Raw genomic sequence first — 26,846 nt, 5'->3', positions numbered from 1 at the left:
TAATGCAAGGTAAACAGATGCCAGACCGTAAGATGGGTCTTGACCCATCGCCCCTTAATAAGGCGAACTTATTTTCGCCGCAGCCGGATCACCACATCAACTGACGCAATCTCAGCGCCCTCAGGCGCATTGGGCAATCTGCAAATTTCAAGCTGTTCCGCGGGCGCATCTGTCAGGCTGGCGTTATCTTCCCAATAAAAATGGGGATGATCTGTCATGTTGGTATCGAAATAGCTTTTTGACCCATCAACTGTGATTTCACGCACCAGTCCGGCGTCGCAAAACGCCCGCAACGTGTTGTAAACCGTTGCAAGCGACACTTTCTCGCCTGCGGCAGAGGCCGCATCAAACAGCCCTTCCGCTGTGACATGACGGTCTTGACCGTCGCCGACCAGCAGTGCTGCAAGCGTCAGTCGCTGGCGGGTCGGACGCAGCCCCGCCCCTGCAAGCCAATGCGCACTTCGCTCTGTTTCAACATCCATCATGGGTCGCCACTCTCTTTGATTTGGCACATATAGCGGAAAAGACACCCGAAATTCAATTGCAATTCGCGCATGGCAAGGTACGTAGAGCCCGCGCTTGCTCTTTCAAACCCCTCGATGATAGACGTCGTAAAATTTAGTTCAAGAGAATGAGACCAGCACCATGGCGGACTTTCCATCCAGTTTCACTAAGGAAGACTTGCTCAAATGCGCCGCAGGCGACCTGTTTGGCCCCGGAAACGCGCAATTGCCAGCCCCCCCGATGCTCATGATGGATCGGATCACCGATATCTCTGGTGATGGTGGTGCGCATGGAAAAGGACATGTTGTCGCAGAGTTCGACATCACCCCCGACCTTTGGTTTTTTGAATGCCACTTCCCCGGCAACCCGATCATGCCCGGCTGTCTGGGGCTTGATGGCCTGTGGCAGCTGACCGGTTTCAACCTTGGCTGGCGCGGCTGGCAGGGGCGCGGCTATGCGCTGGGTGTCGGCGAGGTCAAGCTGACCGGCATGGTCCGCCCTGATCGCAAAATGTTGACCTACAAGATTGATTTCACCAAGGCGCTGCAAACCCGCCGTCTCACCATGGGCGTGGCCGATGGCATCGTTGAGGCCGATGGCGAAGTCATTTATCAAGTCAAGGACATGAAGGTCGCTTTGTCTGAAAACTAGGCACCTGAACGAGCTTAAACGAAAAGGAGTGCGCCCATGCGCCGCGTCGTCATCACCGGTCTTGGCATCGTATCGCCCATTGGCAACAATGCGGCAGAGGTCACGGCCGCCCTCAAGGCGGGCCAATCGGGGATCGAAGCCTCGCCCGAGATGGCCGAGCACGGCTTTCGCAGCCAGATCGCAGGCACGCTCAAGATCGACGTGGCCGACCATATCGACAAACGCACGCTGCGCTTCATGGGGCCCGGTGCAGCCTATGCCCATATCGCCATGCAGCAGGCGATCGCTGATTCCGGACTGGAAGAGGCCGTGATCTCGCATCCGCGCACCGGTTTGGTCGCGGGTTCCGGCGGGCCGTCCACGTCGGCGATGCTGGCGGCACATGAGGTCGTCAAGAAAACCGGCGCGACCAAGCGAATCGGCCCGTTTGCAGTGCCCAAATGCATGTCGTCGACCGTGTCGGCCAACCTGTCGACGGCCTTCAAGATCAAGGGGATCAACTATTCGATCACCTCGGCCTGTTCGACAAGCCTGCACTGCATCGGTAACGCGGCCGAACAGATCATGATGGGCAAGCAGGATGTGATGTTTGCAGGTGGCGGCGAAGAGTTGGACTGGACCCTGTCGTGCCTGTTTGACGCCATGGGGGCCATGTCATCGAAGTATAACGATACACCTGAGAAAGCTTCCCGCGCCTTCGACGCCAACCGCGACGGTTTTGTGATCGCGGGCGGCGGCGGCATCGTGGTTCTGGAGTCGCTTGAACATGCACAAGCACGCGGGGCCAAGATATATGCCGAAGTGACCGGCTATGCAGCCACATCGGACGGGCACGACATGGTGGCCCCTTCCGGCGAAGGCGGCGAACGGGCGATGCGGCTTGCTCTGCAAACGATCCCCGAGGGCCGCAAGGTCAGCTATATCAACGCACATGGCACATCGACCCCGGTGGGCGATGTGGGCGAAGTCGAAGCGGTGCGCCGGGTCTTTGGGCAGGGGGCGACACCGCCGATCAGTTCAACCAAATCCATGACCGGACACTCCCAGGGGGCAACCGGCGCGCAAGAAGCGATCTATTGCCTGTTGATGCTGCAGGATGATTTCATCGCCCCATCTATCAATGTGGAAACGCTTGATCCCGCCCTTGATCCGTCCGAAATCGCGACGGTTCTGGTCGAAGATGCGGGCCTTGATACGGTGATGACAAACTCTTTCGGGTTTGGAGGCACAAACGGGTCGATGTTGTTGTCCAAGTTTCAGGAGTAAGTCGTCATGACCATTTCAATGCAAGGCAAACGCGGTCTGGTCATGGGCGTGGCCAACGAGCGATCCATCGCATGGGGCATTGCAAAATCCATGTCGGAAGCTGGCGCCGAACTTGCCTTTTCCTATCAAGGCGAGGCCTTTGGCAAACGGCTTGAGCCGCTGGCCCAGTCGGTCGGATCCGACATGATGGTCGATCTGGACGTCACAGACGATGCCAGCATGGACGCGGCGTTTGGGATGCTCAAGGACCAATGGGGCAAGCTGGATTTTCTGGTGCATGCCATTGCCTATTCCGACAAGGAGGAATTGAAGGGCGGTATTTCACAGACCTCGCGCGCGAATTTCCAGAATTCACTGACGATTTCCTGCTATTCCTTCATTGATGTGGCGCGGCGCGCGTCCGAAATGATGCCCGACGGAGGCACCCTGCTGACCCTGACCTATGAGGGGTCAAACCGGGTGACGCCCTTTTATAACGTCATGGGCGTGGCAAAGGCCGCGTTGGAAAGCGCCACCCGCTATCTGGCAAATGATCTGGGGCCCCGCGGCATTCGGGTGAATGCGATCAGCCCCGGCCCGATGAAAACACTGGCCGGGGCCGCCATCACTGGCGCCCGCCGCACCTTTCGCCATACGCAGGAGAATGCCCCGATGCGGGCCAATGCGACACTGGAAGCGGTCGGTGGCACGGCTGTCTATCTGGCATCCGACGCCGGTGCCTGCACCACTGGCGAGATCATCCGCGTTGATGGCGGCTTTCACGTTCTGGGCATGCCCCAGATCGAAAATATGTCCTAAGCACGGGATGGGTTAAGACCCATCTTACGGTCTGGCAAACTCACCCCGCATCAATTCCGACGATTTCGATGGCAAAGGTCAGATCCTGGCCAGCCAGCGGGTGATTGGCGTCCAGCGTCACCTCTGCTTCGGTCACTTCGGCCACGACGACCGGCACGACCTGCCCTTGTGGCGTCTGCATTTGCAACTGCGTTCCCGGTGTGACCGGAATATCCTCGGGGATTTCACTGCGCGGAATTGCCTGACGCGCATCTTCATTGACGGGGCCGTAGGCCTTGTCGCAGTGCACTTCAACTGTCTTGGTGTCCCCAACCGCCATGCCGGGAATAGCCGCATCCAGACCCGGAATGATCTGCCCGCCACCTACAACAAACTCCAGTGGTTCACGCCCTTGCGAGCTGTCAAACACATCTCCGCCCTGCAATGTGCCGGTATAGTTGATACGAACTGTGTCGCCTTCTTTTGCCTGTGTCATCGCTGATTGCCTTTCCTTTTTCGGATTCGTCAACGGGCATACGTGCCCAAACCCGACATTGCAAATCTCTTTCCCCCTTTCCCCCCCAACGTCGCCATGACACCATCTGAATCGCGAGAGGGGACAGCGATGCCGATGACAACCTGTGTTTTTGATGCCTATGGCACCTTGTTTGATGTTGGCGCCGCCGCGGCCCAGGCGGCGCGCGAACCGGACCATGCCGCATTGGCCGACGTCTGGCCGGCCATTGCCCGTGACTGGCGACTGAAGCAATTGCAATATACGTGGCTGCGTGCTGTCGCAGGCCAGCATTGCGATTTCTGGCAGGTCACGCAGGATGGTCTTGATTGGGCATTGGAGGCCAGCGGGCTTGACAATGCAGCGACCCGCGCTCGTCTGCTGGAGCTTTATTGGGAATTGCGCGCCTACCCCGAAGTCCCCGCCATGTTGCGCAGCCTGCGCGACCGCGGCATGAAGACCGCCATTCTGTCTAATGGATCACCCGCAATGCTGGAAGGCGCCGTTAATTCCGCCGCGCTCGGCCCGCTTTTGGATGCGGTCCTGTCTGTCGAAGATGTGCAGGTTTTCAAGCCACACCACTCTGTCTACGATCTGGTCGGGGATCATTTCCAATGTGCCAAAACCGAGGTGTTGTTTGTATCCTCCAACGGCTGGGACGCAGCAGGTGCCGCAGGCTATGGGTTCCAGACCGCGTGGGTCAACCGCGCGGGGGAACCGATGGACCGGTTATATGCCACACCGCATCACATACTGCCTGACCTGACCACCATACCGGAGCTGATTTAATGCCGACTTTTCAAAGCACTGACGGGCTGACACTGAATTACAGTGACGCAGGCACAGGCACGCCAGTGATCGCGCTGGCAGGCCTCACCCGCAACGGGCGCGACTTTGATCATGTGGCTCCGCTCTTGCCCGTCCGGCTGATCCGGCCGGACTATCGCGGACGCGGGCAATCCGACTGGGCAGACCCCGCCAGCTACACCATCCCGCAGGAAGCCGCTGACGTGTTGGCCCTGATGGATCATCTGGGGCTGGCGCAGGCTGCAATCCTCGGCACGTCGCGCGGCGGGCTGATCGGGATGATGCTGGCCGCAACCGCCAAGGACCGCCTGCTGGGTGTCGCCCTGAACGATATCGGGCCAGAGATCGCGCCCAAGGGTCTTGACGTCATCATGGATTACATCGGGCGCAACCCCGCGCAGAAAACCTATGCCGAAGCCGCCAAATTCCGCGACCAGCAGTGGACCCATTTTACCGGAGTCCCGATGGACCGCTGGCTGGCCGAAGTCACGGCCCATTACCGCGAAACACCCGACGGGCTGGTCATACGCTACGACCCCAAATTGCGCGACGCGGTGGTCGCGGCGGGGGCGCAACCGACCCCCGACCTGTGGCCACTTTTCGATGCGCTCGACGGTCTGCCGATCGCTCTGATCCGGGGGGCCAATTCGGACCTGTTGACCGCGGAAACTGCCGCCGAAATGGCCCGCCGCCGCCCTGATATGATCAGCGCAGAAATCCCGGGGCGCGGCCATGTGCCTTTTCTGGATGAACCACAGGCAGTTGCCGCGCTGCACCAATGGCTGGAACTGATCAAATGAACATCGACATGATTCGCGCCGCAGCCACCCGGTTGCAGGGCCACGCACGGCGCACGCCGATCCTGACCTCGCCGTTTCTGGACGACATCGCGGGGCGCAGACTTTTCCTCAAGGCAGAGTGTCTGCAACACACCGGGTCGTTCAAGTTTCGGGGCGGCTGGTCAGCGGTGTCGGCGCTTGGCGACAACGCGCTGAAAACAGGGGTTATCGCCTTTTCCAGCGGCAATCATGCGCAAGGGGTCGCACTGGCGGCCCGCGAACACGGCGCACCCGCCGTCATCATCATGCCCGCAGATGCGCCGACGATCAAAATCGAAAATACGCGGGCATTGGGGGCCGAGGTTGTGCTGTACGACCGCGCCACCGAAAACCGCGATGCTATCGGCGCACGGCTGGCACAGGAACGCGGACTGGTCCTGATCAAACCTTTTGACGAACCGCAGGTCATCGCAGGGCAAGGTACCTGCGGTCTGGAAATCGCCAAAGACATGAACGCCTTGGGCGTAACAGACGCCGATGTGGCGGTGTGCTGCGGCGGCGGCGGGCTGACGTCGGGGATTGCGCTGGCGCTAGCGGCAGACGCGCCCACCCTGCGGGTCAGACCGGCAGAACCCGCAGGTTTTGACGATGTCACAAGGTCGCTGGCGTCTGGCAGGATTGAAAGAAACAGCCGCATGTCAGGCTCGATCTGCGATGCCATCATCACACCGCAACCCGGCGATCTGACCTTTCCGATCATGCAGGCTCACTGCGGCCCCGGTGTGGTGGTCACAGAGGATGAATGTCTGGCCGCCATGGGGCTTGCGTTTGAACGGCTCAAGATCGTGATTGAACCGGGCGGTGCGGCGGCGCTGGCCGCTGCCCTGTTTCACCCCGATGCTTTTGCGGGCGATGCCATCGTGGCCGTGGCCACCGGCGGCAATGTCGACCCGGCAGTTTTTGCCCGCGCGTTGGACACCCTGACATGACACGTTTCACAATTGCCAGTTTCAACGTCAAAAACCTGATCGAGGCCGATCAGGAATATTACCGGTTCGAGGAATACACACCCGAAGAATACGCGTGGAAACGGGCGTGGCTGGCCGATCAATTGCTGACCATGAACGCCGATATCGTCTGTTTCCAGGAGATTTTCAGCGAAGCATCCCTGCGCGATCTGGTGATTGAAACCGATGAACTTGGACAGGCGGCCAATGATGCGGTCATTCCCGACAGGTCCAAGCGCTATGCGCGCAAGGCAATCTTTCGCAAACTCGCGTTTGAACCCTATACCGAGGCCGCACTCGCGTTTGCCCCCAATCTGCTGGACGGTGGGCCGGGGCAGCGCAGGCCCGGTGTCGCCATTTTGTCGCGCTTTGGATTTGCGGGCGCTCCAGAGATCATTCAGGACCTGCCCGAACCGCTTGATATTCCTTTTTCAGACCTTGATGGCAGCGACGGCGGGCACTACCGGATCAAACGGCTCAGCCGCCCTGTCCTGAAGGTCAAAATCCCAGTTGGCGATACCATTGTCACCGTCTTTAACTGCCACCTGAAATCCAAATTAGGCGAATTGCCCCGACCAGAAGGCGCACCCTTTCCGCCTGCGGCCGATCTGGTGAATTACGACCCTGCCGCGCGTGCGATGGGATCACTGCGCGCCGGTCTGCGCCGGATGGCAGAGGCCTGGGTCTTGCGGCGTGCCATCCTGTCCGAGCTTGAGACAGGGCATCCTGTCATGGTCCTTGGCGATTTCAACGATAGCGAACATGCGGTCAGCTCAGAGATCATCAAGGGAGAAACGCCTTTCAAGAACTACGCATGGATGCGACGGCACGACGCGCAGACCAAGCGTGACCGTTATTCCGACGCCGAAAACGAAGTGATTCAAGAGGCGATTGGCAAAGTGCTGCTGTACTCTGCCGAAAAGCTTTTCGTGCGCAAAAGCCTGCGCGATATGGTCTATACATCGGCCTTTGGTGGCGTTTTTGAGAGTATCGACCAGATTTTGTTGTCCCGCCATTTCCACCCTGACAGCCCGGACAGGATCGGCGAAATGGAGTATTTCAGTGTGCTGAACGACCATTTGACCGATGGTTCTCATCCCGAGGCGCCCTATAACAAACTGGCGTCCGATCACGGGCAGATCATGGCGCATATGGTATTGGGGACCGCTGCACCATGATCCTATCCAAAAGGGCAGGTTGTCCAGAACCACAAATGTCAATTCTCTGCGTCGCGGGAGGGTTGTCGCTGACCCGTGACGGTAGTGTGCGACAACGAGTGAAAGCCGCGCCGGGTTGGGACAACCAAGCGCGGCTTACGCTTTTTCAAAGGAAATTTTCATGAAAATAGACCGTGATGGCGTGAACCTGCAAGTCGAGGTTTCAGGCCCCGAAGATGGACCTGCTATCGTTTTCTCAAACTCATTGGGAACAACGCTGCACTTGTGGGATCAGGTGATCCCGCTTTTGCCAGAGGGGCTGCGTCTTGTGCGCTATGACATGCGCGGGCACGGGCAATCGGACGTGCCCGACCCGCCCTACACGATGGGCCAGCTGGTCAGTGACGCCGAAGCGGTGTGTGACGCGCTCAATGTTCGTGACTGCCTGTTTGTGGGCCTGTCGGTCGGCGGCATGATCGCGCAGGGACTGGCTGTCAAACGCCCTGACATCATCCGCGCGATGGTCTTGTCAAATACCGCAGACAAAATCGGTAACAAGGCGCTTTGGGAAGACAGGATCAACGCTGTGACCCAACAGGGGTTGGCAGCGATAGCCGACGGCGTGATGCAGCGCTGGTTTGGCAGTGATTTCTACGGCACACCTGCAATGGCCCAATGGCAGCAGATGCTTAGCGACACGCCCGCCGCCGGGTACGCAGGTGTCTGTGCGGCCATTGCGGGCACTGATTTCTATACACCCACAAGTGGGTTGCGCATCCCGACACTGGGCATTGCTGGGTCGCAGGACAAAAGTACGCCCCCCGATCTGGTCCGCGAAACGGTTGACCTGATCCCCGGATCGCAATTCGCGCTGATGCAACGCGCAGGCCACCTGCCCTGCGTCGAGAACCCCACCGCCTTTGCGGAATTACTGAACAAATTCATCGCCGACACAGGGCACCTTTGATCCCTGATGGCGGCGGGCAAGACAGGACTTGCATAAGCCCTGTGACCGTCTAATTTCGGCCCATGAAAAACTTGCCCGTCACCTTCATCCTGATCACTGTGGTCATCGATTCCATGGGAATCGGCCTGATCATGCCGGTGATGCCGGAACTGATCAAAGAGGTTGAAGGCGCAGACTTGAGCACCGCCGCCGTCTGGGGCGGGGTTCTGGCAACAGTCTTTGCCGCGATGCAGTTTTTATTCGGGCCAACCGTGGGCAGCCTGTCTGACAGGTTCGGTCGCAGGCCGGTTTTGCTGTTCTCATTGGTCATCATGGCATTTGATTACGTGTTGATGGCCGTCGCGGGCACGATCTGGCTGCTGATCATCGGGCGGATCATCGGCGGCATCACCGCTGCCACCCAAGCCACCTCCGCCGCCTATATGGCCGATATTTCCAGGCCCGAGGACAAGGCCGCCAATTTCGGGCTGATCGGGGCCGCCTTTGGGGTGGGCTTTGTGCTGGGGCCGCTGCTGGGTGGGGTACTGGCCGAATTGGGGACGCGCGCGCCCTTCTGGGCCGCGGCGTTCCTTGCTGCTGCCAATGCCGTCTTTGGCTATTACGTCCTGCCCGAAACCGTGACCGACCGGATCAGGCGGCCATTCCTGTGGCGGCGCGCCAACCCGCTCGGGGCATTCACCAACATCGGCAAGCTGCCCGGCCTGAATCGGCTGATGCTGATCACCTTTGTCTATACGGTCGCCTTTTTTGTCTATCCCGGCGTCTGGGCCTATTTCGGGGTCGAACGTTTCGGCTGGAGCCCGGGCATGATCGGCCTGTCGCTGGCGATTTTCGGCATTGGCATCGCAATTGTGCAGGGGTTCCTGATCAAACCGATCATGAACCGGATTGGCGAGCGGAATACTGTGATCTTTGGTCTTTTGATCGACGTCTGTGCCTTTGTGGCCCTTGGGTTCGTGACAAATGGCTGGATCGCGCTCGCGCTTACCCCGCTGACGGCGCTTGGATCGGTCGCCGGGCCTGCCTTGCAAGGGATCATGTCGCGCACCGCATCCGACGATCAACAGGGTGAATTGCAGGGGACGGTCACGTCGATCAATGCCGTGGCAACCATTGTCGCCCCTCTGATCGTGACCCAGACCTTCTGGTATTTCACCGCCCCTGAAAACCCGTACTACCTGCCCGGCGCGCCGTTTCTTTTGTCTGCTCTGCTGACCATCGGCTGCGTGCTGGTGTTCATCCAGACGCCGCACCCTGCGAAACCGCGTGTCGTCGCACCCTAACCTCAGAGGAAATTCATGACCCACATCAAAGCCGCCGTTTGCCGTGAATTCGGCGCACCACTCCGGATAGAGACGATCCAGCTTGCGGCCCCGCAGATGGGCGAAATCGAAGTCACGCTGAAAGCCTGCGCCGTCTGCCATTCCGACATTTCCTATGCATCAGGTGCCTGGGGCGGGACCCTGCCAGCCGTCTACGGCCACGAGGCCGCGGGGCATGTCACAGCTGTCGGAGACGGCGTGCGCGGGCTGGTGGTTGGCGATCCGGTCGTCGTGACCCTGATCCGGGCCTGCGGCACCTGTCCGTCGTGCGGCGGCGGCAATCCGGTGATCTGCGAAAGCGGCGAGACCGGCAATCCGCTGACAACGCCAGATGGCGCGCCGATTGAGCAGGCAATGAACACCGGCGGTTTTGCTGAAAAAGTGGTCGTGGACCAAAGCCAGGTGGTCAAACTGCCCGAAACCATGGCGATGGACGCAGCCGCCCTGCTGGCCTGCGGTGTCATCACAGGCGTGGGGGCCGTCGTGAATGCGGCAGGTCTGCGCCCGGGTCAGGACGTTGTAGTGATCGGCGCAGGTGGCGTCGGGCTGAACGCCATTCAGGGCGCGCGCATCGCCGGAGCCCGCCGCATCGTTGCGGTGGACATGTCAGAAGAAAAACTTTCCATTGCGCGCGAATTCGGGGCCACGGACGGGGTTCTTGCCACGGACGACAAACCATGGCGCGCCGCCAAAAAGGCGATGGGCCGGGGTGCTGATGCAGTGATTGTCACGGTCGGGGCGATCCCCGCCTATGACGCCGCCGTGCGTTATCTGGCCAATGGCGGCAAGGTTATCATGGTCGGCATGCCCCATTCCGGCGATATGTCGTCTTATGAACCGGTGATGTTGGCCGCCACTGGCCAGGGCCTGGTTGGCTCAAAAATGGGGGATGTGGTGATTGCGCGTGACATCCCGTGGATGGTGGACCTCTACCAGCAAGGACGCCTGAAACTGGACGAGCTGATCTCGGGGCGCTGGACGCTTGACCAGATCAACGAAGCGATTGCCGACACCAAAACCGGCAGCGCCAAGCGCAATGTCATTGTCTTTGAGTGATAAATCCTGATCGGAAAACACGGTAGACCAGCGCGCACCGGCATGCTTGTGTGCCTTTTGACATCAACGAAAGCGACGCCATGAAACTCGCCGACCTCGACATTATCGTGACCGCCCCGCCTGCCCCCGGCTGGGGTGGGCGCTATTGGATCATTCCCAAGGTCACGACGGACACAGGCATTGTCGGCTACGGCGAGTGTTACGCCTCTTCCGTCGGGCCAGAGGCGATGAAGGCGGTCATCCGTGATGTGTTTGAACGTCATATGGCGGACGAAAACCCCGAAAACATCGAACTGATGTTTCGCCGTGTCTATTCGGCGGGGTTTACCCAGCGCCCTGACCTGACTGTGATGGGCGCGTGGTCAGGTCTGGAAATCGCCTGCTGGGACATTCTTGGCAAAGACCGTGACAGGCCCGTGCATGCGCTGATCGGCGGGCGCATTAATGACCGGATCAGGGCCTATACCTATCTTTATCCCCGTCCCAGCCATCCACTGCCAGACTTCTGGGCCAGTCCTGACATGGCCGCAGAGGTGGCGCTGGATATGGTCGAAAAGGGCTACACGGCCGTCAAATTCGACCCCGCAGGTCCCTACACGATCCGTGGCGGCCATATGCCGTCGATGCATGATATTTCGCTGTCAGTTGCTTTTTGCAAAGCCATTCGCGAGGCTGTGGGCGACCGCGCTGATCTGCTTTTTGGCACGCATGGCCAGTTCAGCAGCGCGGGGGCTATCAGGCTGGGGCAAGCCATCGCCGCCTATCAACCGCTCTGGTACGAAGAACCGGTGCCGCCCGATAGTGTGAACGACATGGCCAAGGTCGCGGCAAAGGTCGGCATTCCCGTTGCCACCGGTGAGAGGCTGACGACCAAGGCGGAATTCGCGCCAATCCTGCGAAGCGGTGCCGCCAGCATTCTGCAACCGGCCTTGGGCCGCGCAGGTGGTATCTGGGAGGCCAAGAAAATCGCCACGCTGGCCGAGGTTTATAATGCGCAGGTGGCCCCGCATCTTTATGCAGGCCCCGTCGAATGGGCCGCCAACATCCAGCTTGCTGCTGCCATTCCCAATATCCTGATGGCCGAAACCATCGAAACGCCGTTTCACGACGCGCTGATCAAAGGGGCGATCAAGGTGGAAGGCGGCTATATCCCTGTCCCTACCGCCCCCGGTCTGGGCATCGACTTTGACGAGGACCTCGCGCGCGCCCATCCCTTTACCGATGACGGCTTGCATCTTGAAATGCAAAGCGACCCGATTGGCTATCACAGTGTCAACAGCTTTGGCGGCGGCGCGCCGGTGAAGCAGTAGGACCGGCGTTCCATGCGCCCGCCAGCAGGCTAAAGGGTTTCGCGAAAAAAGCGTCAGTCGCAAGATTGGCGGGGTTCACTCTTTTCAAAGCTCTTTCCCTCGGCCAATGTTGGTTGCATGAAATTCCTGCGTCAGTTCGCCGCCCGGATTGTGGGCCAGTCCATCCGTATTTTTGCGCGGGCCATCACCGCAGTGCGCGCCGATTGGCAGGGAATCGAACCTGTACCCAAACAGCGCGTCTATTTCGCCAACCACACCAGCAACGGTGACATGCCGATGATCTGGGCCTGCCTGCCGCCTGCGATGCGCCGCACCGTGCGGCCGGTGGCGGCTGCGGATTACTGGCTCAAGAACAAGATCCGCGCCTTTGTCGGGCCAGAAGTATTCAACTGTGTGCTGGTGGACCGCCGACCCGAAGTGAAAGACAAACCGATGGACAAGATCATCGCGGCACTGGACGAGGGGTCATCGCTGATCATCTTTCCCGAAGGCAACCGCAACATGACCGAAGATCCGCTGCTGCCCTTCAAGGCGGGGCTTTACAACATGGGGGTCGCGCGGCCCGATGTTGATCTGGTGCCCACATGGGTCGCCAATCTGAACACGATCATGCCAAAGGGCGAAGTGATCCCCCTGCCCCTGATCTGCACCGTCACCTTTGGTGCGCCGATCCATGTGCAGGACGGCGAAAGCAAGGATGATTTCCTCAGACGCGCGTCCGATGCGCTGGTGGCCCTTGCGCCGAACGTGCCATCATGAGCACGACCGTTAATGATATCCTGCTGCTGGCTTTCGCCAGTTTTGGCATTCTGGTCACGATGACATTCGTCGGCGAAGTGTTACGCGCCAAGCTCGCCCCGGGCGAGGTCAACCCGGTCCTCGATACCTACATGACCCGCGTTCAAAGCTGGTGGGGCATGGTCGCCTTCATCGGGCTGGCCCTGCTGATGGGCAAGATTGGCGTGATGGTCCTGTTTGCCTTTGCGTCCTTTGCCGCCTTGCGCGAATTCCTGACCCTGACCACCAAGGCGCAGGCGGATCACATGTCACTGGCGCTGGCGTTTTTTGTGGTTCTGCCGTTGCAGTATGTGTTCGTGGGCTTCGGTCTTGACAGGCTCTATACTGTTTTCATCCCGGTCTATGCCTTCTTATTGCTCCCGATCGTGTCCGCCCTGCGCGGCAACGCCGAACGCTATCTGATCCGGGTCGCAGAAACCCAATGGGGCCTGATGATCGCTGTCTTTTGCGTCAGCCATGTGCCCGCATTGATGACAATCGACATTGCCGGATACGCAGGCCGCGAAGTGCTGATGATTGCTTTTCTCGTGATTGTCGTCCAGTTGGGTGACCTGCTGGAATATTTCTTTGGCCGCCGCATTGGCAAGACACGCATCGCCCCCGGCCTATCCCCCAAAACATGGGAAGGCGTCATTTGCGGTGTGGTCTGCGCGATGCTGATCGGGGCGCTGATCAACTGGACGACCCCGTTTGGCGTTTTCGGGGCGATGGCGATGGCGGGGCTGGCATCGACGGTGGGCATGTTCGGCAGCCTTGTCTTTGCCGCGATCAAGCGCGACCGCGGCGTCAAGGACTGGTCGCACCTGATCCCCGGTCAGGGAGGGTTTGTCGACCAGTTGGACAGCGTGATTTTCGCGGCCCCGATTTTTTATCATGTGACAAAGTATTTTTACGGTTAGCGTCGCGCACCGAATTGTGGCAGCTTTGACAAGTTTTTGGCGACCAGCGTGCCGACACCGCCCACCTTGTGCCGCCGGATGGCGCGGTAATCCTCGCGGCTCTTGCGCAGCATTTGCGCAAAAGACTTGTTGCTTGTGCCACCGATACGCATCCGCACCATGACATGCGGGATATAGGCCAACCGGACACGGCCTTGGGTCAGCCAGCGCAGCATGCTGTCATAATCCCCCGAAATCCGGTAGCTGGTGTCATAAAGTCCTGCCTTCTGGAACACGCGATAACGCAAATACAGCGTCGGATGCGGCGGCATCCAGCCGCGTTTCAGCCGCTGCTGCGCAAATTCGCCCGCCTTCCAATAGCGGATCACCCGGTTGGCATCCTCGCGCGACACATATTCCAGATCGCCATAGATGCCATCAATATCGGGGTCCGCGAATGCGTCTGTCACACGGGCCAGCACGTCTGGGCCTGCCAGATAATCATCAGCATGCAAAAGGCCAACGATGTCACCTTGCGCGCGGGAAATGCCCATGTTGATCGCGTCATAAATCCCCGTATCGGGTTGCGACAACAGCGCCATGCTTGGATGGCCATGGTCGCGCAGATAGTCCAGCGTGCCGTCAGTGGATCCACCATCCTGCACCACATGTTCAATATCACGGTGGGTTTGGGCGCACAGGCTTTGCACGGATTGGGCCAGTGCATCGCCGCCATTTCTGACGGCTGTCACAACAGAGATTTTCATGCGGCAACCTTTCTTTGGATGTCAGCCTCGACCGCGATACCCAGCACGGTCCGGATTGCGTCGGGGGGGCTTGCGCCCGTGGTTTTCATATGGGCGCGGACCTCGGACAGCTTGGCATCGACCAGATAGCGGTACCAAAACCCTTGCAGCACATGAAACGACCGGCCCTGCGGCCCGTCGAGAAAACCCAGGCGGGCAATGTAGCGGTACAAAAAATACAACCCCGCACGCAGACCACCGGGCAACCGCCCATAGATATGGTCCTTGACCCAGCGTTTTGCGCCCGCTTGCCCGTCATTGAGACGGTCGCGACCGACCTGCGGCAAAAACCTGTATTGACAATTGAGAATATCAACGACCTCGCGGCTGGCATATCCGTTGTGCTTGTCAATCCACCAATCAAGCGGCTTGCGGTTGTCATCAATGATACAGCCTGACCATGCCACCGTGCCCCCGGTGACAATGATATGTTCATCCATCCAGCGGTCTTCGCAGCGCCCGCGCCCATTGCGAAAAAGGCGCAGCATCGCAGTCGGAAACAAACCACCAAACCTGATAGGGCAGCCCTGAAAACACATGCGACGGCCCACATGGACCCCGTCAACCGCGTCAGAAATTTTCGCCAGACCATTTTGGATTTGCGCGGCAAGCTCCGGCGTCACGATTTCATCGGCATCAAGCCGCAAGACCCAGCCTGATGCGCCCCCGATCTGATCAAGTCCCCAATTGAACTGTGATGCATAGTTCCGCCATGGGTTCTGCAAGACGCGGGCACCTGCCTGCTGCGCCAGTGCAACCGTCTGGTCGGTTGAGCCGCTGTCAACGACCAGAATTTGTGTCGCAATTGCGCGCACCGACGCGATCGCGCGGGCGATGTGCAATTCTTCGTTCTTGGTCAGGATGATAGCGGTCAGTTCGGTCATAACTTGGCCCGCACCTGCATCGGATTACCGACCCCAAGCTGTCCTGCGGGCAAATCACGCATCGCCACGGCACGCGCCCCCAGAATGGCCCCGGCCCCGATCCGCACATCAGGCCCGACAAAGGCATCGGCGCAGACCCACGCATCGGCCCCGACAAAAATCGGCAGACGCAGAAGTGGTCGCGCGGGGTCGCGATGGTCGTGACTGCCCGCGCACAGATGCGCATATTGCGATACGGTCGCGCGGGCCTCGATATGGATCATTCCCAGCGCATATAGAATGGCCCGGTCGCCTACTGCGGCCTCGTCATCAATGCGCAGATGCCAAGGCATGGTAATCCGCACAGTGGGGTGGATATGGACCGCCCGCCCGATCTGCGCACCAAACAGGCGCAACAGCCATACCCGCCAAGCCCAAAGCGGGCGCGGGCTGAACCGAAACAGTGGCAAGGACAGGCCCCAGCACAGGCGGGCCAACTGGGTTTGGAAGGACCAGACGCGGGTGCTTCGGTTTGCGCGTATGTCCGCCTGCGCACTCATGCTGTCACCAGTGCTGAAGGTGCCACCAGAAGGCGCTGGTAAAGGGCGCAAAAGGCGGCAGTCATGGCCGAGGAGGAAAAGCCGCGGCGCATCCAGTCGCGCCCGCATCGCCCCATCGCAGCAAGGTCCTGCCCTGCCAGTTGCGTAATCTCGTCCCGCAAATCATGATCATACAGAGACATGCAGCGGCCACACTGCATGCGCTGTAATCCCGTCCAAGGGGTCGCTGTTGTGGTCAGGACGGGTACGGCGTGCGCCAATGCCTCTGCCACAACGATCCCGAAGTTCTCTGAATGACTGGGCAGCACGAACAGGTCAGCGTTCGCAAAGGCCGCGGTTTTCTGTTCCCGCTCTACATGGCCGTGAAAGCGGATGCGCGCCCCCATGGGCTGCGCAAGACTGCGAAGCGCTTGGACATAATCGGCATCGCCTGTGCCGTAGATGTCCAAAGTCACCGCCCCGGGCAAATGCGCCAGCGCGTCAATCAGCAGGTCTATACCTTTTTTGGGGTGTATCCGCCCCAGACAAAGCAGGCGCAACCCGTTGCCTTTTCGGGGCGCGCGCAGCTGCAAGGTCGGAATCGCCACACAATTGGGGATCATCGCTGTCTGAATATCCGGCAGGCGGGTCACACTTTCTGCGGCCTCTGCGTCAGATGTCACATGCAACACCGTATCGCGCGGGCGCAGCAGCTGTGCCAGACGCTCAAACGTTGCCTTCGCACCTTTGCGCGGGGCATCCTCCCAGCTTGCCGTCGCCTGAAGCGCGCCGCGTGGCGACCAGACCAGCGGTTTGCCCAACGTGCGCGCAATAGCCATCGTTGGCAGCGTCGGGAAATTATAGGTGGCGGTCAGATGAACCACGTCGGCCCATGCAACAGCCGTCGGTAATCGCGCCAAAAGGCCGGGTGCAATGCTGTGGCCCGCCACCCGTCGCGCATAGTCCACCCTATAGGGCAATTCTGCCGGTGCCACCCTGTCGCGCGGGGCGGGGCTGGCCGCATCCGTCGTCAGGACCCGGACAACAAAGCCCGGCGTCTGGTCGAGCCCGTCGCAAATCGCCTTTGTTGACCAGATTGGCCCACCCCATTTTGTTGCAGGGAAATAAGACGGTGCAACATGGAGGATTTTCACGCGCGTGCCCCTATCACAGAGATATAATCAGGCTCCTCGGATTCGTCGCGCATATCATCGCGATAGCGCAGGATGCGCGCCGGATTTCCCCCGACAATCGCCATTTCGGGCACATCATGCACCACCACGGCACCCGCCCCCACCACCGCACCGCGCCCGATGCGGCGGCATTGCGGCATAATGACTGCGCGCATGCCGATCCAGACATCCGCGGCAATGGTTTTGGGCAGCATTCGTGGGGCTGCGCGTGGGTCGAGCCCGTGATCATGGGTGTAAATCACCACGCCTTCCGAAATCAGCACGCCTGCCCCAAGGGTCAGCCCGCCAGTGGTATCCAGATGCACATCGCGGTTGATCTGCACACCGTCCTCGATAATTAATGGCGCGTCCGACAGTTCGGCAGAGGCATTGCACCCGCGCCAGAAATAACAATCCTCGCCCACGCTGACCCTGTCCGGGCTGGCAAAGCGGACCCCGGGCTGAAACCGCGACCCCCGCCCGACAGTGGCAAGGGTGGCCCGATGCATCCGTGTCGCGGCAAGCAGGCGGATGCGGCGCAAGGCAGTAGCACCGGCCCGACCCGCCCAATAGACCGATTTGAGTGTTGATCTAAGCAACATAGAGACGGCTCCGATTTTGGTGAAAGGGGGGAATCCAAAGGGCATAGCGGACCATGAAAATCCGGATCATCGCAATGATAAGAACGCTTTGCGCAGCCGCCCCGACGATGAACGCACTAAACGAGGATTGCAGCGTCGCCTGAACGAACGGGTAGAAAACCAGTGGGTAGAACACAAAAGCGCCCTGCCGGAATGCGGCGAGGGGCGAGAGCAGGAATTCTTCACCCTTGCGGTAAACCCAACCAAGGATGAAGCCCACACAAACACCTGCCCAGCCAAAGTTGATATAGGCTTCACCGGGGCCGGTGACGTTATGGGCACCGCCGGTATAGACCTGCATCACCTCGCGCTTAAAGAATGCACCCAGGTCAATCGCAGGCTTGTCAATCCAGATTGCCCGCGGCACCCAGCCAAAGCTCCACCAACCATAGCTTTGCCCCAGCAGCATCTGGCCGGTTTCAACGCGGTCTGTGACCATGACAGCGGCGTTGATATCCAGAAAATAGGTGGACCCCACGATTTGACGCAGCAACAGCCCACTGGTTGACCCGATCTCAACACCAAGGCGCAACTGCGTCATATATCCCGACACAGCCCCAAGGCAGAGCAGCGCCACACCCGCCGGTACCAGTCTGCGCGCAGACAGACGCATGCCCAAAATCATCGCTGTGGCAAGTGCGAAAATCATCAATTCTACCAGTTCGAACCGGTCGCCGGACAAAAGCGCGATGAAGACCAACAATCCACCCAGACACAGCGCCAGCGCGGCAATCCAGCGGCTGCCGGTGACAATCGCGTGCGCCAGCAACATCACAAAGGCGCATTTGGGCACAATAAAGAACGTCTTGATCCCCGCCAGCGTCGCCCCGACGCCATTTGCATTGACGTTGATCTGCTTGTCGCTGTTCAGCGCCGTGACCACCCCCGGATCAAGCGCAGAGACACCCCGCGCCTGCAAGATGACGGCGATGGTGCCCGCAGCAAACCCCACTGCGACAGCAACCAGCCAACCCGTCCCCTGAATATGTCCCGCCATGATGCGCGCGGCGGCAGCGGCATCGGCCCGGCTGGTGCGCGCGCACGCCACCCGGTATCCTGCGCACAGCATCAACACGAACAGCGTCAGATAAAGCGCACCAAGCTGGTCCCCCCAAGAGTTTTCCACAAAACGCCGGAAAAACGCGAACTGAGGGAAAATAGCATATGTGCTGACCTTCAGCAGGAACCCGAAAAAGCAGAAGTAAGCAACCAGATGCATTGGGGATACCAGACGGATGATCCCGTGCCTTTGCCCTAAAACCAAAGGCACCCAACAGGCCAGCACGCCCAACGCAATAATCAGGAGGTTTTCCATACCGCCCCCTTTTTCCGCGTAAAAAGCGCCATCAGTGATGTATCAATCCCACCCCTTTGCAGCACGATCCACCATAAAAACAGCCCGCCTGCTGTCACGCCAGTCACATAAGCCAGCCCATTGGCCATCAGCCCAAGCGGCGCGGCCAGAAGGGCCACTAAGAGGTAGATCCCGATGCTCAGCATTCGGGACAGGACAGCGAAATGCGCCAACTGGCAAAGCGTGGCGACGGTAAAGCTTGCCGCAAAGCTAATTTGTACAAGCGCACTGCCCAGCAAGATCAGGAACAAGTGATCGCCCGCGTTTTCCCATTGCTGCAATCCAAAGGACCGCAGCAAAAACATGACCAGGACCGCGCCAACCAACAGGCCAATCCCGGGAATGATCGCAATCTGACTGGCGTGAGCGCTGTGTCGCGCAAGCGCTGTCCGGTCGCCCGCCCCGTGCGCCGCGGCCACTGGCACCGATGTCACCCATGTGGCCACGCTGACGGGCAACACCACCAGATTGGTGATCCGGCGCAGCAAGGCATAAAGCCCGATCTGTTCAGGTGACAAAAAGGCACCGCCGACGATGATGTCTGCCTGCGCGGCCCCCATACCCAACACTGAATTGGCCCAAAGTGCATTAGGAAACGGCCGCGCTTGCGCGCCTCCGATAACCTCGGCGCGTTTTGGATGGCGCAAACACCAGATTCCCGCCGGAATGATCGCGCCACCCAGCAGGAAGGCTGCTGTGGCCACGATTGGCGCGCTTTGCGCAGCAGCAGCAAAACCGGCAACCCCGAGGGCAAGCTGCGGCCCACTGTCGCGCAGGAACATCGACCATGACACGCTGCCCAGCGCGCGCATGACGCTGGCCAGACATTGAGAAAGATGAACTGCAAAAGCTGCGCCAAAAATGACGGCCCACTGCATTGTGGGCAACAGGACTGACATCAGCCACCAGCCCGCCAGACACATGCCCGCCGGATAGACCAGTGTCATCATCCACAAACGCCCTATCGGGATCTTGTCGCCATCGGACAAGGCGCGCAGCAACAACAGCGGCGCACCAACGCCGATGATGCCCGACACCAAAAGCGCCAGCCCCCATGTCACCGCCAACTGACCATAGACACCAAGACCCAGCCACCCGGCCAAGCCCACCATGATAGCAAAATTGATACCCACGATGACGCCACGCAGCGCAATCAGCGGGGCTGCACTGGCCTTTGCCAATCTCGACAGATAGGACAATATCATTGATGTGACGCTCGCTTTAGCACGCCGTTCTGACGCTACACTCAAGCTTCATTCGTCATTCATTGTGATTAACATGAGGTTAACCCTTGCGTGGTGAATTGGCCCTAGTGCAGCAAAAGGCGAAGCCATGGCAAAGTTGGTCGAAGATACCACGCTCAAGATTCAGAACCTGTCCGCGATCGAGGTCGAGCGGATCGAGCCGCTGGACGTGATGCAATTGGTGCGCAGGGTCTGGCAGGGCAAGCTGCTGATCACCGGCACGACGTTGCTGGCTGTGGTCGCGGCGGGCTATTACGCTTTTGCGATTGCCAGCCCCCGTTATGCGGCCACGGCAACACTGGAAATTGATGCGCGAACAGGGCCAATGTCGGCAGTCGAAGATCTGGCGCGCGGGTTGACGACAGACCAAAGCAGTCTGAATACCGAAGTGGCGATCTTGCGGTCGCGGCACCTGTTGGAACAGGTGATTGCCGCGTTGGACTTGCTGAATGACCCCGCATTCAACCGGCATCTGACGCCGATTCCCCGCTGGTCGGTCACGGGCATGCGCAATCAGGCACGCAACCTTCTGACCGGACAGGTCCCGCCGCCGCCCACCAAAGCGGCAGTGGTGGACAAGACCGTCGAAAACCTGACCAACGCGCTGCGCGTCGATGTGCTGCGCGACACCTACATTTTCCGCATTACCGCCCAAACCGGCGATCCGCAAAAATCGGCAACCATCGCCAATACGCTGGCCCAAACCTACATCGCCGACCAGATCACATCAAAGCAGCAGGCAACCGAATCGGCGGTGAACTGGCTGTCTGAACGGGTCTATGACCTGCAAATCGAACTGGAGGCCAAGGAAACCGCCGTCAACGATCTGATCATGTCGCACCAGGCCAACGATACCGCCGTGCTGGAAGCTCTCAGCCGTCAGTCCATTGAAACGCAAAACCGTTTGCAGGACACCCGCCGCGCCATGCAATCCACGCAAGGCAAGCTGCTTGACCTTGGCGCAGAGCCCGCAATATCGCCCATATCCACCGGGAACGAACGGGCGCGACTGGCCGCATCACTGTCACGGTTTGCCGAACAGGAGGCGGCCCTGAAGTTGTTTCAAGACAGTATCGACCAGCAATTGGACGAACAATCCGCAACGCTGGTAAGACAGCAACAATTGCGCCGCGAAGCTGACGCAACACGGGTGCTTTATGAAACATTTCTGGCCCGGCTACAGGAAACCAGCATCCAGCGCGGCTTGCAGCATGCAGACAGCCGCATCCTGACGCATGCCACCGCTGGAACGTATGTCGCCCCGCGCAAACTGTTGATTTTGCTTATGGCGACACTTCTGGGCTCCGCGTTGGGGGTGGCAATTGTGCTGCTGCGTTCGGCCCTGCGCAAGGGGTTTGTGAGTGCTGAAGGGATGGCATCAACGACCGGGGAACAGGTCCTGACGCAGGTGCCGCGCCTGAAAATCCGCAAGCCCGGGCAACTTCTGGATTACCTTAACGCCAAACCAATGTCGGCGGCGGCAGAGGCATTCCGCAATCTGCGCACGTCACTGCTTTTGTCTGATCCGGACCGGGTTCCGCAGGTCATTTTGTCCACATCCAGCGTCGCGGGCGAGGGCAAGACAACCCAGTCCATCGCGTTGGCACATCACCTTGCCAGCCTAAAGAAGAATGTCCTGCTAGTGGAAGCGGATATCAGGCAGCCCTCGTTCCTGCGTTACCTCGATTGCAACGGGCATGATTTTGGGCAGGTCGTCGCGGGTCAGATTCCACTGTCTCAGGCCACATCGCGCGACCCCCGGCTGGGTGCGGATATCCTTGCCAGCACGTCGATGCGTCAGAACCCCGCTGATCTGTTTTCCAGCGACGATTGCGGCGCATTTCTTGATGCATTGCGGGCGCAGTATGACTTCATTATTCTTGACGCGCCTCCTGTGCTGCCGGTTCCAGACGCGCGTTTGCTGGCCCAACATTGTGACGCGGTGATTTATAACGTGCGGTGGGAAAGGACCGACAAGCGGCTGGTCGCATCAGGTCTGCACGCGCTTACGGCAGTGCGTGCGCCCCTCGCGGGGCTTGTTTTGTCACAAATCGACGCAAAGCGGGGGCGCCATTATGGCGGGGTGCATCTGGCAGATTATGGGCGGGCCTACTACCAGAATTAGGGGCGGATCAGCGCGAGATCCAGATAGCCCAGATCAGGACCGATCCATTGCCGGCTGGTCCAGATTGTCCCATCCGGCGCACGCCCGTATAGGTTCACAAATATAGCGTCGCCGCCCGTACAGGTTTCTTCGAACCGGATCACGGACACCTGCGCCAATGGGGTCTGCACAACATCGGGGCCAAGAGTGCGAAGCTGGCATGACCACGCCTCAAAAATGGTGCCGAAATTGCCGTCAAGCCTGCTGGTGTGGCGCAAATATTGCCCGCCGCCTGCTGGCAATGCCCGCAACAGGGCCGATGCATCGGCTGACATCAGATCATCACCCAGACCGCGCGTTGCGACAACGATCCCCTCTGCGGTTGATATCTGGACCGCGTCCGCCGTGCGCCAGGTCCGGACAGGGCCGTTTTGTGCAACAGGGACAAGGGTTGCGCCCAGATTTGCGCGCGTGGACACGGAAAACAGCAAGGGTACATTGATCGCCGCGACGCGCACGGGCGTCAAAGCATCGCGTATGGCGGCCGCATCTGAACCTGAATGGCCTGCGCATCCGGCCAGAAGCAGGCCAATCAGGGCATGACACTTCATCGCAGCACCCGCGCCCAGCTTTGGGTCAGCGCCGATGCGGTCAGCGGGCGCGTCAGGTCATAAAGGCGACCGTCGATATTCAGGCGCGCGCCGCCATCGCGGGTGACCGGCCGGATTGTGCGGTGCAGGGTCTGGCGCGTGGGCTGCCCGGATATCCACGACAGCGGAATGTCGACGGTGATGCCTTTGTCGAATGATCCCTCGCCAAAGTCGTCAAATGACACATCGGTGAATGTCGCAAACGCCCCCAGCGACCAGCCGTTGCGAAACCGGCGCGCGAAGTGCAGCGTGCTGCCCCAGTCACCGGCAAGATAGCGGCCCGCATCTAACTGCGCCTGATAGCCTGCGCCCATGTCCCAATAGACCGACGCGTGGCCGGTCGTCACCTGATAGTCCAGAAAGCTGAAATCACTGTTATATCCGCGCTGGCGGACCTCGTTCAACTCAACCCCGAAGGCAAAAGCACTGCCGGGTGGCCGCCACAGGATTTCTGCCGAAAGCCCGCCGAACATTTCCTCCAGCAAACCAGCGGTCAGCCGCGTCGTCACCGTCGGGCCGGGCTGCGCAAACCAACTGGCCGTCAGGTCAATCAAATCGGCATCGCCTTCGCGGTCATAAAGCGCAAAATCGCTGCGCACATGCGGCAGCACAGATTCAGAGCGTCGCGTTGTCTGGTCCAGATTGCCTGCAATCCGCTGGCGGAGCGTTCCTGAAAAAACGACCCCCGGCGCTGGTTCATATCGCCCGCGAAAGGCAATCCCGACATCCGCACGCAACGGATCATCGGGGTCAAAAATGTTGGGGGTGACATAAGGGCTGATTTGCCAGTCAGGTCCGACAGAGGTTCCTTGAAAAGGTTCAGAGGCAGGCCGCATATTGGCCGCCTGCCACAGCCGCGCTGCACCATCATAAGCAAACTCCTGTTGGGTCAGCGCTGCCCGTTGAAAGGTCACAGTCTGCCCGGCGATGCCATGGCTCACGAGCGTGATGGTAAACCGTCGGACCTCTGTGGGGGCATAGGCTGCCATCACTCGCGCCGTGCGCCCGACAGCCTGTGCCGGAGCAATGTAAATCATGTTTTCGACCTGTACCTGCAAAGTCGCGCCATGACGTTGTTGCCCCTGCAACCGCAGACCCTGCTTTGCCAAGGCGCTGGCCAGACCGCGTTGCGACATTGCTGCGCCCAGTGGCAGTGGACCCCGGTCCAGCCCCCCTGCAAAGGGCGGATCGGTTGGGTTGACGGTATAGGTGGCAAGCGCGCCCAACTGCGATCCGTACAGATACTGGGCGCTCAGATGCAGATTGGGGCGCGGGCTGTAGGTGAGTGCAACATTCCACGGGCTGCGCCTGTGAAATGCGCCTGCATCCTCATTTGGCAGGGCATCGGATGAATATTCGAGCGTGGCGCCAAACGTCTTAGTTGCCTGCCACTGGACACCTCCAAAAAGCGCGGCATCCCCATGAAAAAAGGCACTTGGCGCGACAGCACCACCTTGCCCGATATCGCGCGCAGGGCGCTCGGCGAATGCAGCCCCAAGCGGGTTGGCGAAACTGCCGAAACCGGCCAAGCGACCCCATCCAAGCCCTGCGGTAATCGCCAGATCAGGGCGAAAACCCTTGGTCGCCACAACATATTCGCCGCCATAGATCCCGGTTCCAACGAAATCATTCACCCCGATGGCTATCGCAGGCCAATGCCGGGTTTCGTCCAACACACGAAAATGCAGGGCAAATCTGCGGTCAAGAACGGTGTCATAAACCTGTCCGCCCTGCCCCAGAACATTGTCAAGGCTTGCATAGCCAAAGCTGCCCGAGAGGCCGCTTGATATCTGGAATGTGGCGGAACTGCGGATCTGGCCTGCGAAATGGCTGACTGAAAAGGCCAGTTCAGCATCCGGCGCGGATATAGCCGCTGGCATATCGATCAGCCCCGGCGCGCCGTAGCTGTTGTAACGCAATGCGACCCCGTCTGCCAACAGCGCGGTTGCCCACATCAATCCGATCAGCCAGATTGCACAGCTGCGCATCGTCCCACCTATCTTTCCGCCCGATCCCGATCAGGAGCCCGGGCGGAAAACCGTCCCGGGTGTCAGGTCGTGCCAGTCTCGACCCGCATCACATGACGGCTGAAAAATCCCAGCGCATCGCCCGACCCCAACTGCAAACCACCCGCGGCGCTGCCCGTGATGTAGGCCTTGGCCTGCCAGTCAAGACTGCCACCCTTTACGGTCGCGTTCAGATTTGGCCGCAGAAAAGTGTCAAATTGGTTAACGATATTGCCAGCAACCAAGGTAGCTCCGGCTTCGTGACCATAAATCAGGGTATCGTCCGCAACAGTTGCTGCAATGCCAAGCCGATCAGCACCCGCAAAGTCGATGTTAGGCGGATTGACCCCGGCATAATCATCCATGACAACAGGCGCATAGCCAGCCGCGGTCACCGTCTGCGCAATCGTTCTTCGGCTTTCACCGTCCCATGCCACCAGCGGCAGCATCCCGGCATAAAGCCAGTCAAAGTTCACGTCCGGTCCTGTGCCCGTGACGGCAACACCGTGGCTGACGGTACCGGGGGTAATGGCGCGACTAAGGGTGCAATCTGCAAGATCAACCCCTGTGCTGCTGCGCCACTTGGTCTGTTCGACCAGATTTGCCTGTGTGCCGACACTCAACCCGTTGCCAGTCGTGACAGGAACCCATGGCGCACCATCCAGTTCAATTGTGCGACTGTCCAACGCGTCAAACCCGTGGGTCTGCCCGCCCAAAACCGTCGACGCCCCCCCTGATGTGACACTGGCGGCATATTCACGTTCTGACGCATAGTCGATGGACACGAATTTGGGATAGGTCGGACGATGATCCACCCGCCAATCCAACGCACCGTCGGATGCAATGCCCGATACGTGGGTCGGGCCCACAACTCCGCTTTGACCATTCGCGCGCGCTGCATAATAGCGCCCGCCGAACTGCACCTCATCGCCCATTTCATAAGTTGTTCCGGGCTGCCACAGTGGCGGCAGGACCTGCGGGCCCGCAAGATTGCCAGTGATTGCAACCGCCTCAATCAGGATATTGCCGCCGCCCGGCGTCGCGGTGCCGCCGTTGCTTATGGTGACCACGTGATCCCCGGTTAGGCCACTGGCGATCTTGACACTTATCCGGCGCTGCAAGTCAGTCGCTGAAAAGGTCGAAAACGCCTTGAAGCCCACGGCATCGGGATCGGTCAATTCATTGACCAACACCTGATCGCCATCAATATCAACCCGAGCGTAGCCGCCATTGGTGCGGCCGGTGTAATAAATCCACACATCATAGGGGTCAGCACGCCCCACGATCACATCAGCAGTCGCCGTGGCTGATGAGGTGCTGATCGCACGATTGCCGATGTAGCTGCCTGAAAGACCGGACCCGGACGACTGCAACTGGGACCAGCCGCTGGATAGCGTCAATTCACGGACGGTGTAGATGTTGCGCAACTCTGCCACCAGCGTTTCACGCCATGACAAACGGGTTGCCGGATTGTTGTTATCCAACTCCATCCAGACCACATGAGTCGGACTGATTTCGGTAAAGATCGACAGGTTTGCGTCCACCCCCTGTGCAAGCGCAACCCGCTGACCGCCACCGGAGACGAAGAATTCTGCCAGCGGCGCGGTGTGGCCCACCCCACCGTCCTGCCCTTGCGCGCGGCTGGTTAAGGACCCAAGCCCAAGCCCCAGCATC

The 26,846-nt window shown here is 59.7% G+C and carries 26 protein-coding genes; 14 read left to right on the top strand and 12 right to left on the bottom strand.

Features of this window, described 5'->3' with window-relative positions; translation table 11 throughout:
• Positions 1–68 precede the first annotated feature (68 nt).
• Positions 69–485 carry an iron response transcriptional regulator IrrA gene (gene irrA / locus C8N45_RS17325; RefSeq protein WP_108387516.1) on the bottom strand — a complete coding sequence of 139 codons (417 nt, stop codon included), beginning with the start codon at positions 483–485 and terminating at the stop codon, positions 69–71.
• A 160-nt stretch (positions 486–645) separates the two neighbouring features.
• On the opposite strand from irrA, the gene fabA reads away from it, so the two are divergent.
• From fabA to C8N45_RS17310, 3 genes are read left to right on the top strand one after another with little or no spacing between them, the layout of a single operon-like run.
• Positions 646–1,155 (top strand): bifunctional 3-hydroxydecanoyl-ACP dehydratase/trans-2-decenoyl-ACP isomerase, encoded by a 510-nt coding sequence (gene fabA / locus C8N45_RS17320; protein WP_108387515.1) that lies wholly within the window; start codon positions 646–648, stop codon positions 1,153–1,155.
• A 36-nt stretch (positions 1,156–1,191) separates the two neighbouring features.
• Complete coding sequence (gene fabB, locus C8N45_RS17315; RefSeq protein WP_108387514.1) at positions 1,192–2,421, top strand: beta-ketoacyl-ACP synthase I; 1,230 nt, start codon at positions 1,192–1,194, stop codon at positions 2,419–2,421.
• A 6-nt stretch (positions 2,422–2,427) separates the two neighbouring features.
• Positions 2,428–3,219, top strand: coding sequence for an enoyl-ACP reductase FabI (locus C8N45_RS17310; RefSeq protein WP_108387513.1), 792 nt, complete (start codon positions 2,428–2,430; stop codon positions 3,217–3,219).
• Positions 3,220–3,259: 40 nt separating this feature from the next.
• On the opposite strand, the gene C8N45_RS17305 is transcribed toward C8N45_RS17310, so the two are convergent.
• Positions 3,260–3,694 carry an FKBP-type peptidyl-prolyl cis-trans isomerase gene (locus tag C8N45_RS17305; RefSeq protein ID WP_108387512.1) on the bottom strand — a complete coding sequence of 145 codons (435 nt, stop codon included), beginning with the start codon at positions 3,692–3,694 and terminating at the stop codon, positions 3,260–3,262.
• Between the two features lie 129 nt (positions 3,695–3,823).
• On the opposite strand from C8N45_RS17305, the gene C8N45_RS17300 reads away from it, so the two are divergent.
• The 10 genes from C8N45_RS17300 (at position 3,824) to C8N45_RS17255 (ending at position 13,814) form a co-directional block, all read left to right on the top strand.
• A complete protein-coding gene (locus tag C8N45_RS17300; protein ID WP_108387556.1) occupies positions 3,824–4,501 on the top strand; it encodes a haloacid dehalogenase type II in 678 nt (225 codons plus the stop codon).
• Complete coding sequence (locus C8N45_RS17295; RefSeq protein WP_108387511.1) at positions 4,501–5,319, top strand: alpha/beta fold hydrolase; 819 nt, start codon at positions 4,501–4,503, stop codon at positions 5,317–5,319. Before C8N45_RS17300 ends, C8N45_RS17295 begins: the two co-directional genes overlap by 1 nt.
• Positions 5,316–6,287, top strand: a complete 972-nt coding sequence (locus C8N45_RS17290) for a threonine ammonia-lyase (RefSeq protein WP_108387510.1) — start codon at positions 5,316–5,318, stop codon at positions 6,285–6,287. Before C8N45_RS17295 ends, C8N45_RS17290 begins: the two co-directional genes overlap by 4 nt.
• Positions 6,284–7,483 (top strand): endonuclease/exonuclease/phosphatase family protein, encoded by a 1,200-nt coding sequence (locus C8N45_RS17285; protein WP_108387509.1) that lies wholly within the window; start codon positions 6,284–6,286, stop codon positions 7,481–7,483. Before C8N45_RS17290 ends, C8N45_RS17285 begins: the two co-directional genes overlap by 4 nt.
• 160 nt (positions 7,484–7,643) lie before the next feature.
• The gene (gene pcaD, locus C8N45_RS17280) at positions 7,644–8,429 is read left to right on the top strand and encodes a 3-oxoadipate enol-lactonase (protein WP_108387508.1); all 786 of its coding nucleotides are present in this window, start codon (positions 7,644–7,646) and stop codon (positions 8,427–8,429) included.
• Positions 8,430–8,491: 62 nt separating this feature from the next.
• Complete coding sequence (locus C8N45_RS17275) at positions 8,492–9,712, top strand: TCR/Tet family MFS transporter (protein ID WP_108387507.1); 1,221 nt, start codon at positions 8,492–8,494, stop codon at positions 9,710–9,712.
• A gap of 15 nt (positions 9,713–9,727) precedes the next feature.
• The gene (locus C8N45_RS17270) at positions 9,728–10,807 is read left to right on the top strand and encodes a zinc-binding dehydrogenase (RefSeq protein ID WP_108387506.1); all 1,080 of its coding nucleotides are present in this window, start codon (positions 9,728–9,730) and stop codon (positions 10,805–10,807) included.
• An 80-nt stretch (positions 10,808–10,887) separates the two neighbouring features.
• Positions 10,888–12,117, top strand: coding sequence for a mandelate racemase/muconate lactonizing enzyme family protein (locus tag C8N45_RS17265; RefSeq protein ID WP_108387555.1), 1,230 nt, complete (start codon positions 10,888–10,890; stop codon positions 12,115–12,117).
• Positions 12,118–12,234: 117 nt separating this feature from the next.
• Positions 12,235–12,876, top strand: coding sequence for a lysophospholipid acyltransferase family protein (locus C8N45_RS17260; RefSeq protein WP_108387505.1), 642 nt, complete (start codon positions 12,235–12,237; stop codon positions 12,874–12,876).
• On the top strand, positions 12,873–13,814 hold the full coding sequence (locus C8N45_RS17255) for a phosphatidate cytidylyltransferase (protein ID WP_108387504.1): 942 nt from the start codon (positions 12,873–12,875) through the stop codon (positions 13,812–13,814). The genes C8N45_RS17260 and C8N45_RS17255 overlap by 4 nt, the downstream gene beginning before the upstream one ends.
• On the opposite strand, the gene C8N45_RS17250 is transcribed toward C8N45_RS17255, so the two are convergent.
• The 7 genes from C8N45_RS17250 to C8N45_RS17220 are packed head-to-tail and all read right to left on the bottom strand — an operon-like array spanning position 13,811 to position 20,373.
• Positions 13,811–14,560: a glycosyltransferase family 2 protein gene (locus C8N45_RS17250; protein ID WP_108387503.1), complete on the bottom strand. Its 750-nt coding sequence runs from the start codon at positions 14,558–14,560 to the stop codon at positions 13,811–13,813. The two genes, C8N45_RS17255 and C8N45_RS17250, sit on opposite strands and share 4 nt — an antisense overlap.
• Positions 14,557–15,483, bottom strand: coding sequence for a glycosyltransferase family 2 protein (locus C8N45_RS17245; RefSeq protein ID WP_108387502.1), 927 nt, complete (start codon positions 15,481–15,483; stop codon positions 14,557–14,559). The genes C8N45_RS17250 and C8N45_RS17245 overlap by 4 nt, the downstream gene beginning before the upstream one ends.
• Positions 15,480–16,022: an LbetaH domain-containing protein gene (locus C8N45_RS17240; RefSeq protein WP_108387501.1), complete on the bottom strand. Its 543-nt coding sequence runs from the start codon at positions 16,020–16,022 to the stop codon at positions 15,480–15,482. The genes C8N45_RS17245 and C8N45_RS17240 overlap by 4 nt, the downstream gene beginning before the upstream one ends.
• Positions 16,019–17,155 (bottom strand): glycosyltransferase, encoded by a 1,137-nt coding sequence (locus C8N45_RS17235; RefSeq protein ID WP_108387500.1) that lies wholly within the window; start codon positions 17,153–17,155, stop codon positions 16,019–16,021. The genes C8N45_RS17240 and C8N45_RS17235 overlap by 4 nt, the downstream gene beginning before the upstream one ends.
• On the bottom strand, positions 17,152–17,775 hold the full coding sequence (locus tag C8N45_RS17230) for an acyltransferase (protein WP_245882722.1): 624 nt from the start codon (positions 17,773–17,775) through the stop codon (positions 17,152–17,154). The genes C8N45_RS17235 and C8N45_RS17230 overlap by 4 nt, the downstream gene beginning before the upstream one ends.
• A complete protein-coding gene (locus C8N45_RS17225; protein WP_108387499.1) occupies positions 17,765–19,129 on the bottom strand; it encodes an oligosaccharide repeat unit polymerase in 1,365 nt (454 codons plus the stop codon). Before C8N45_RS17225 ends, C8N45_RS17230 begins: the two co-directional genes overlap by 11 nt.
• A complete protein-coding gene (locus tag C8N45_RS17220; protein WP_114427856.1) occupies positions 19,114–20,373 on the bottom strand; it encodes a lipopolysaccharide biosynthesis protein in 1,260 nt (419 codons plus the stop codon). The genes C8N45_RS17225 and C8N45_RS17220 overlap by 16 nt, the downstream gene beginning before the upstream one ends.
• 127 nt (positions 20,374–20,500) lie before the next feature.
• Between C8N45_RS17220 and C8N45_RS17215 the strand changes: the two genes are divergently transcribed.
• Positions 20,501–22,537, top strand: a complete 2,037-nt coding sequence (locus C8N45_RS17215; RefSeq protein ID WP_108387497.1) for a GumC family protein — start codon at positions 20,501–20,503, stop codon at positions 22,535–22,537.
• Here C8N45_RS17215 and C8N45_RS17210 read toward each other — a convergent pair.
• The 3 genes from C8N45_RS17210 to C8N45_RS17200 form a co-directional block, all read right to left on the bottom strand.
• A complete protein-coding gene (locus tag C8N45_RS17210) occupies positions 22,534–23,127 on the bottom strand; it encodes a YjbF family lipoprotein (protein ID WP_108387496.1) in 594 nt (197 codons plus the stop codon). The two genes, C8N45_RS17215 and C8N45_RS17210, sit on opposite strands and share 4 nt — an antisense overlap.
• A complete protein-coding gene (locus C8N45_RS17205) occupies positions 23,124–25,154 on the bottom strand; it encodes a YjbH domain-containing protein (RefSeq protein WP_108387495.1) in 2,031 nt (676 codons plus the stop codon). The genes C8N45_RS17210 and C8N45_RS17205 overlap by 4 nt, the downstream gene beginning before the upstream one ends.
• A 62-nt stretch (positions 25,155–25,216) precedes the next feature.
• On the bottom strand, positions 25,217–26,845 hold the full coding sequence (locus tag C8N45_RS17200) for a hypothetical protein (RefSeq protein WP_245882721.1): 1,629 nt from the start codon (positions 26,843–26,845) through the stop codon (positions 25,217–25,219).
• Position 26,846: the final 1 nt, after the last annotated feature.

Source organism: Yoonia sediminilitoris (assembly GCF_003058085.1).
Lineage (GTDB): Bacteria > Pseudomonadota > Alphaproteobacteria > Rhodobacterales > Rhodobacteraceae > Yoonia > Yoonia sediminilitoris.
Note: the sequence above shows the minus strand (reverse complement) of the source record. Positions and strands in the feature narration are given on the sequence as shown.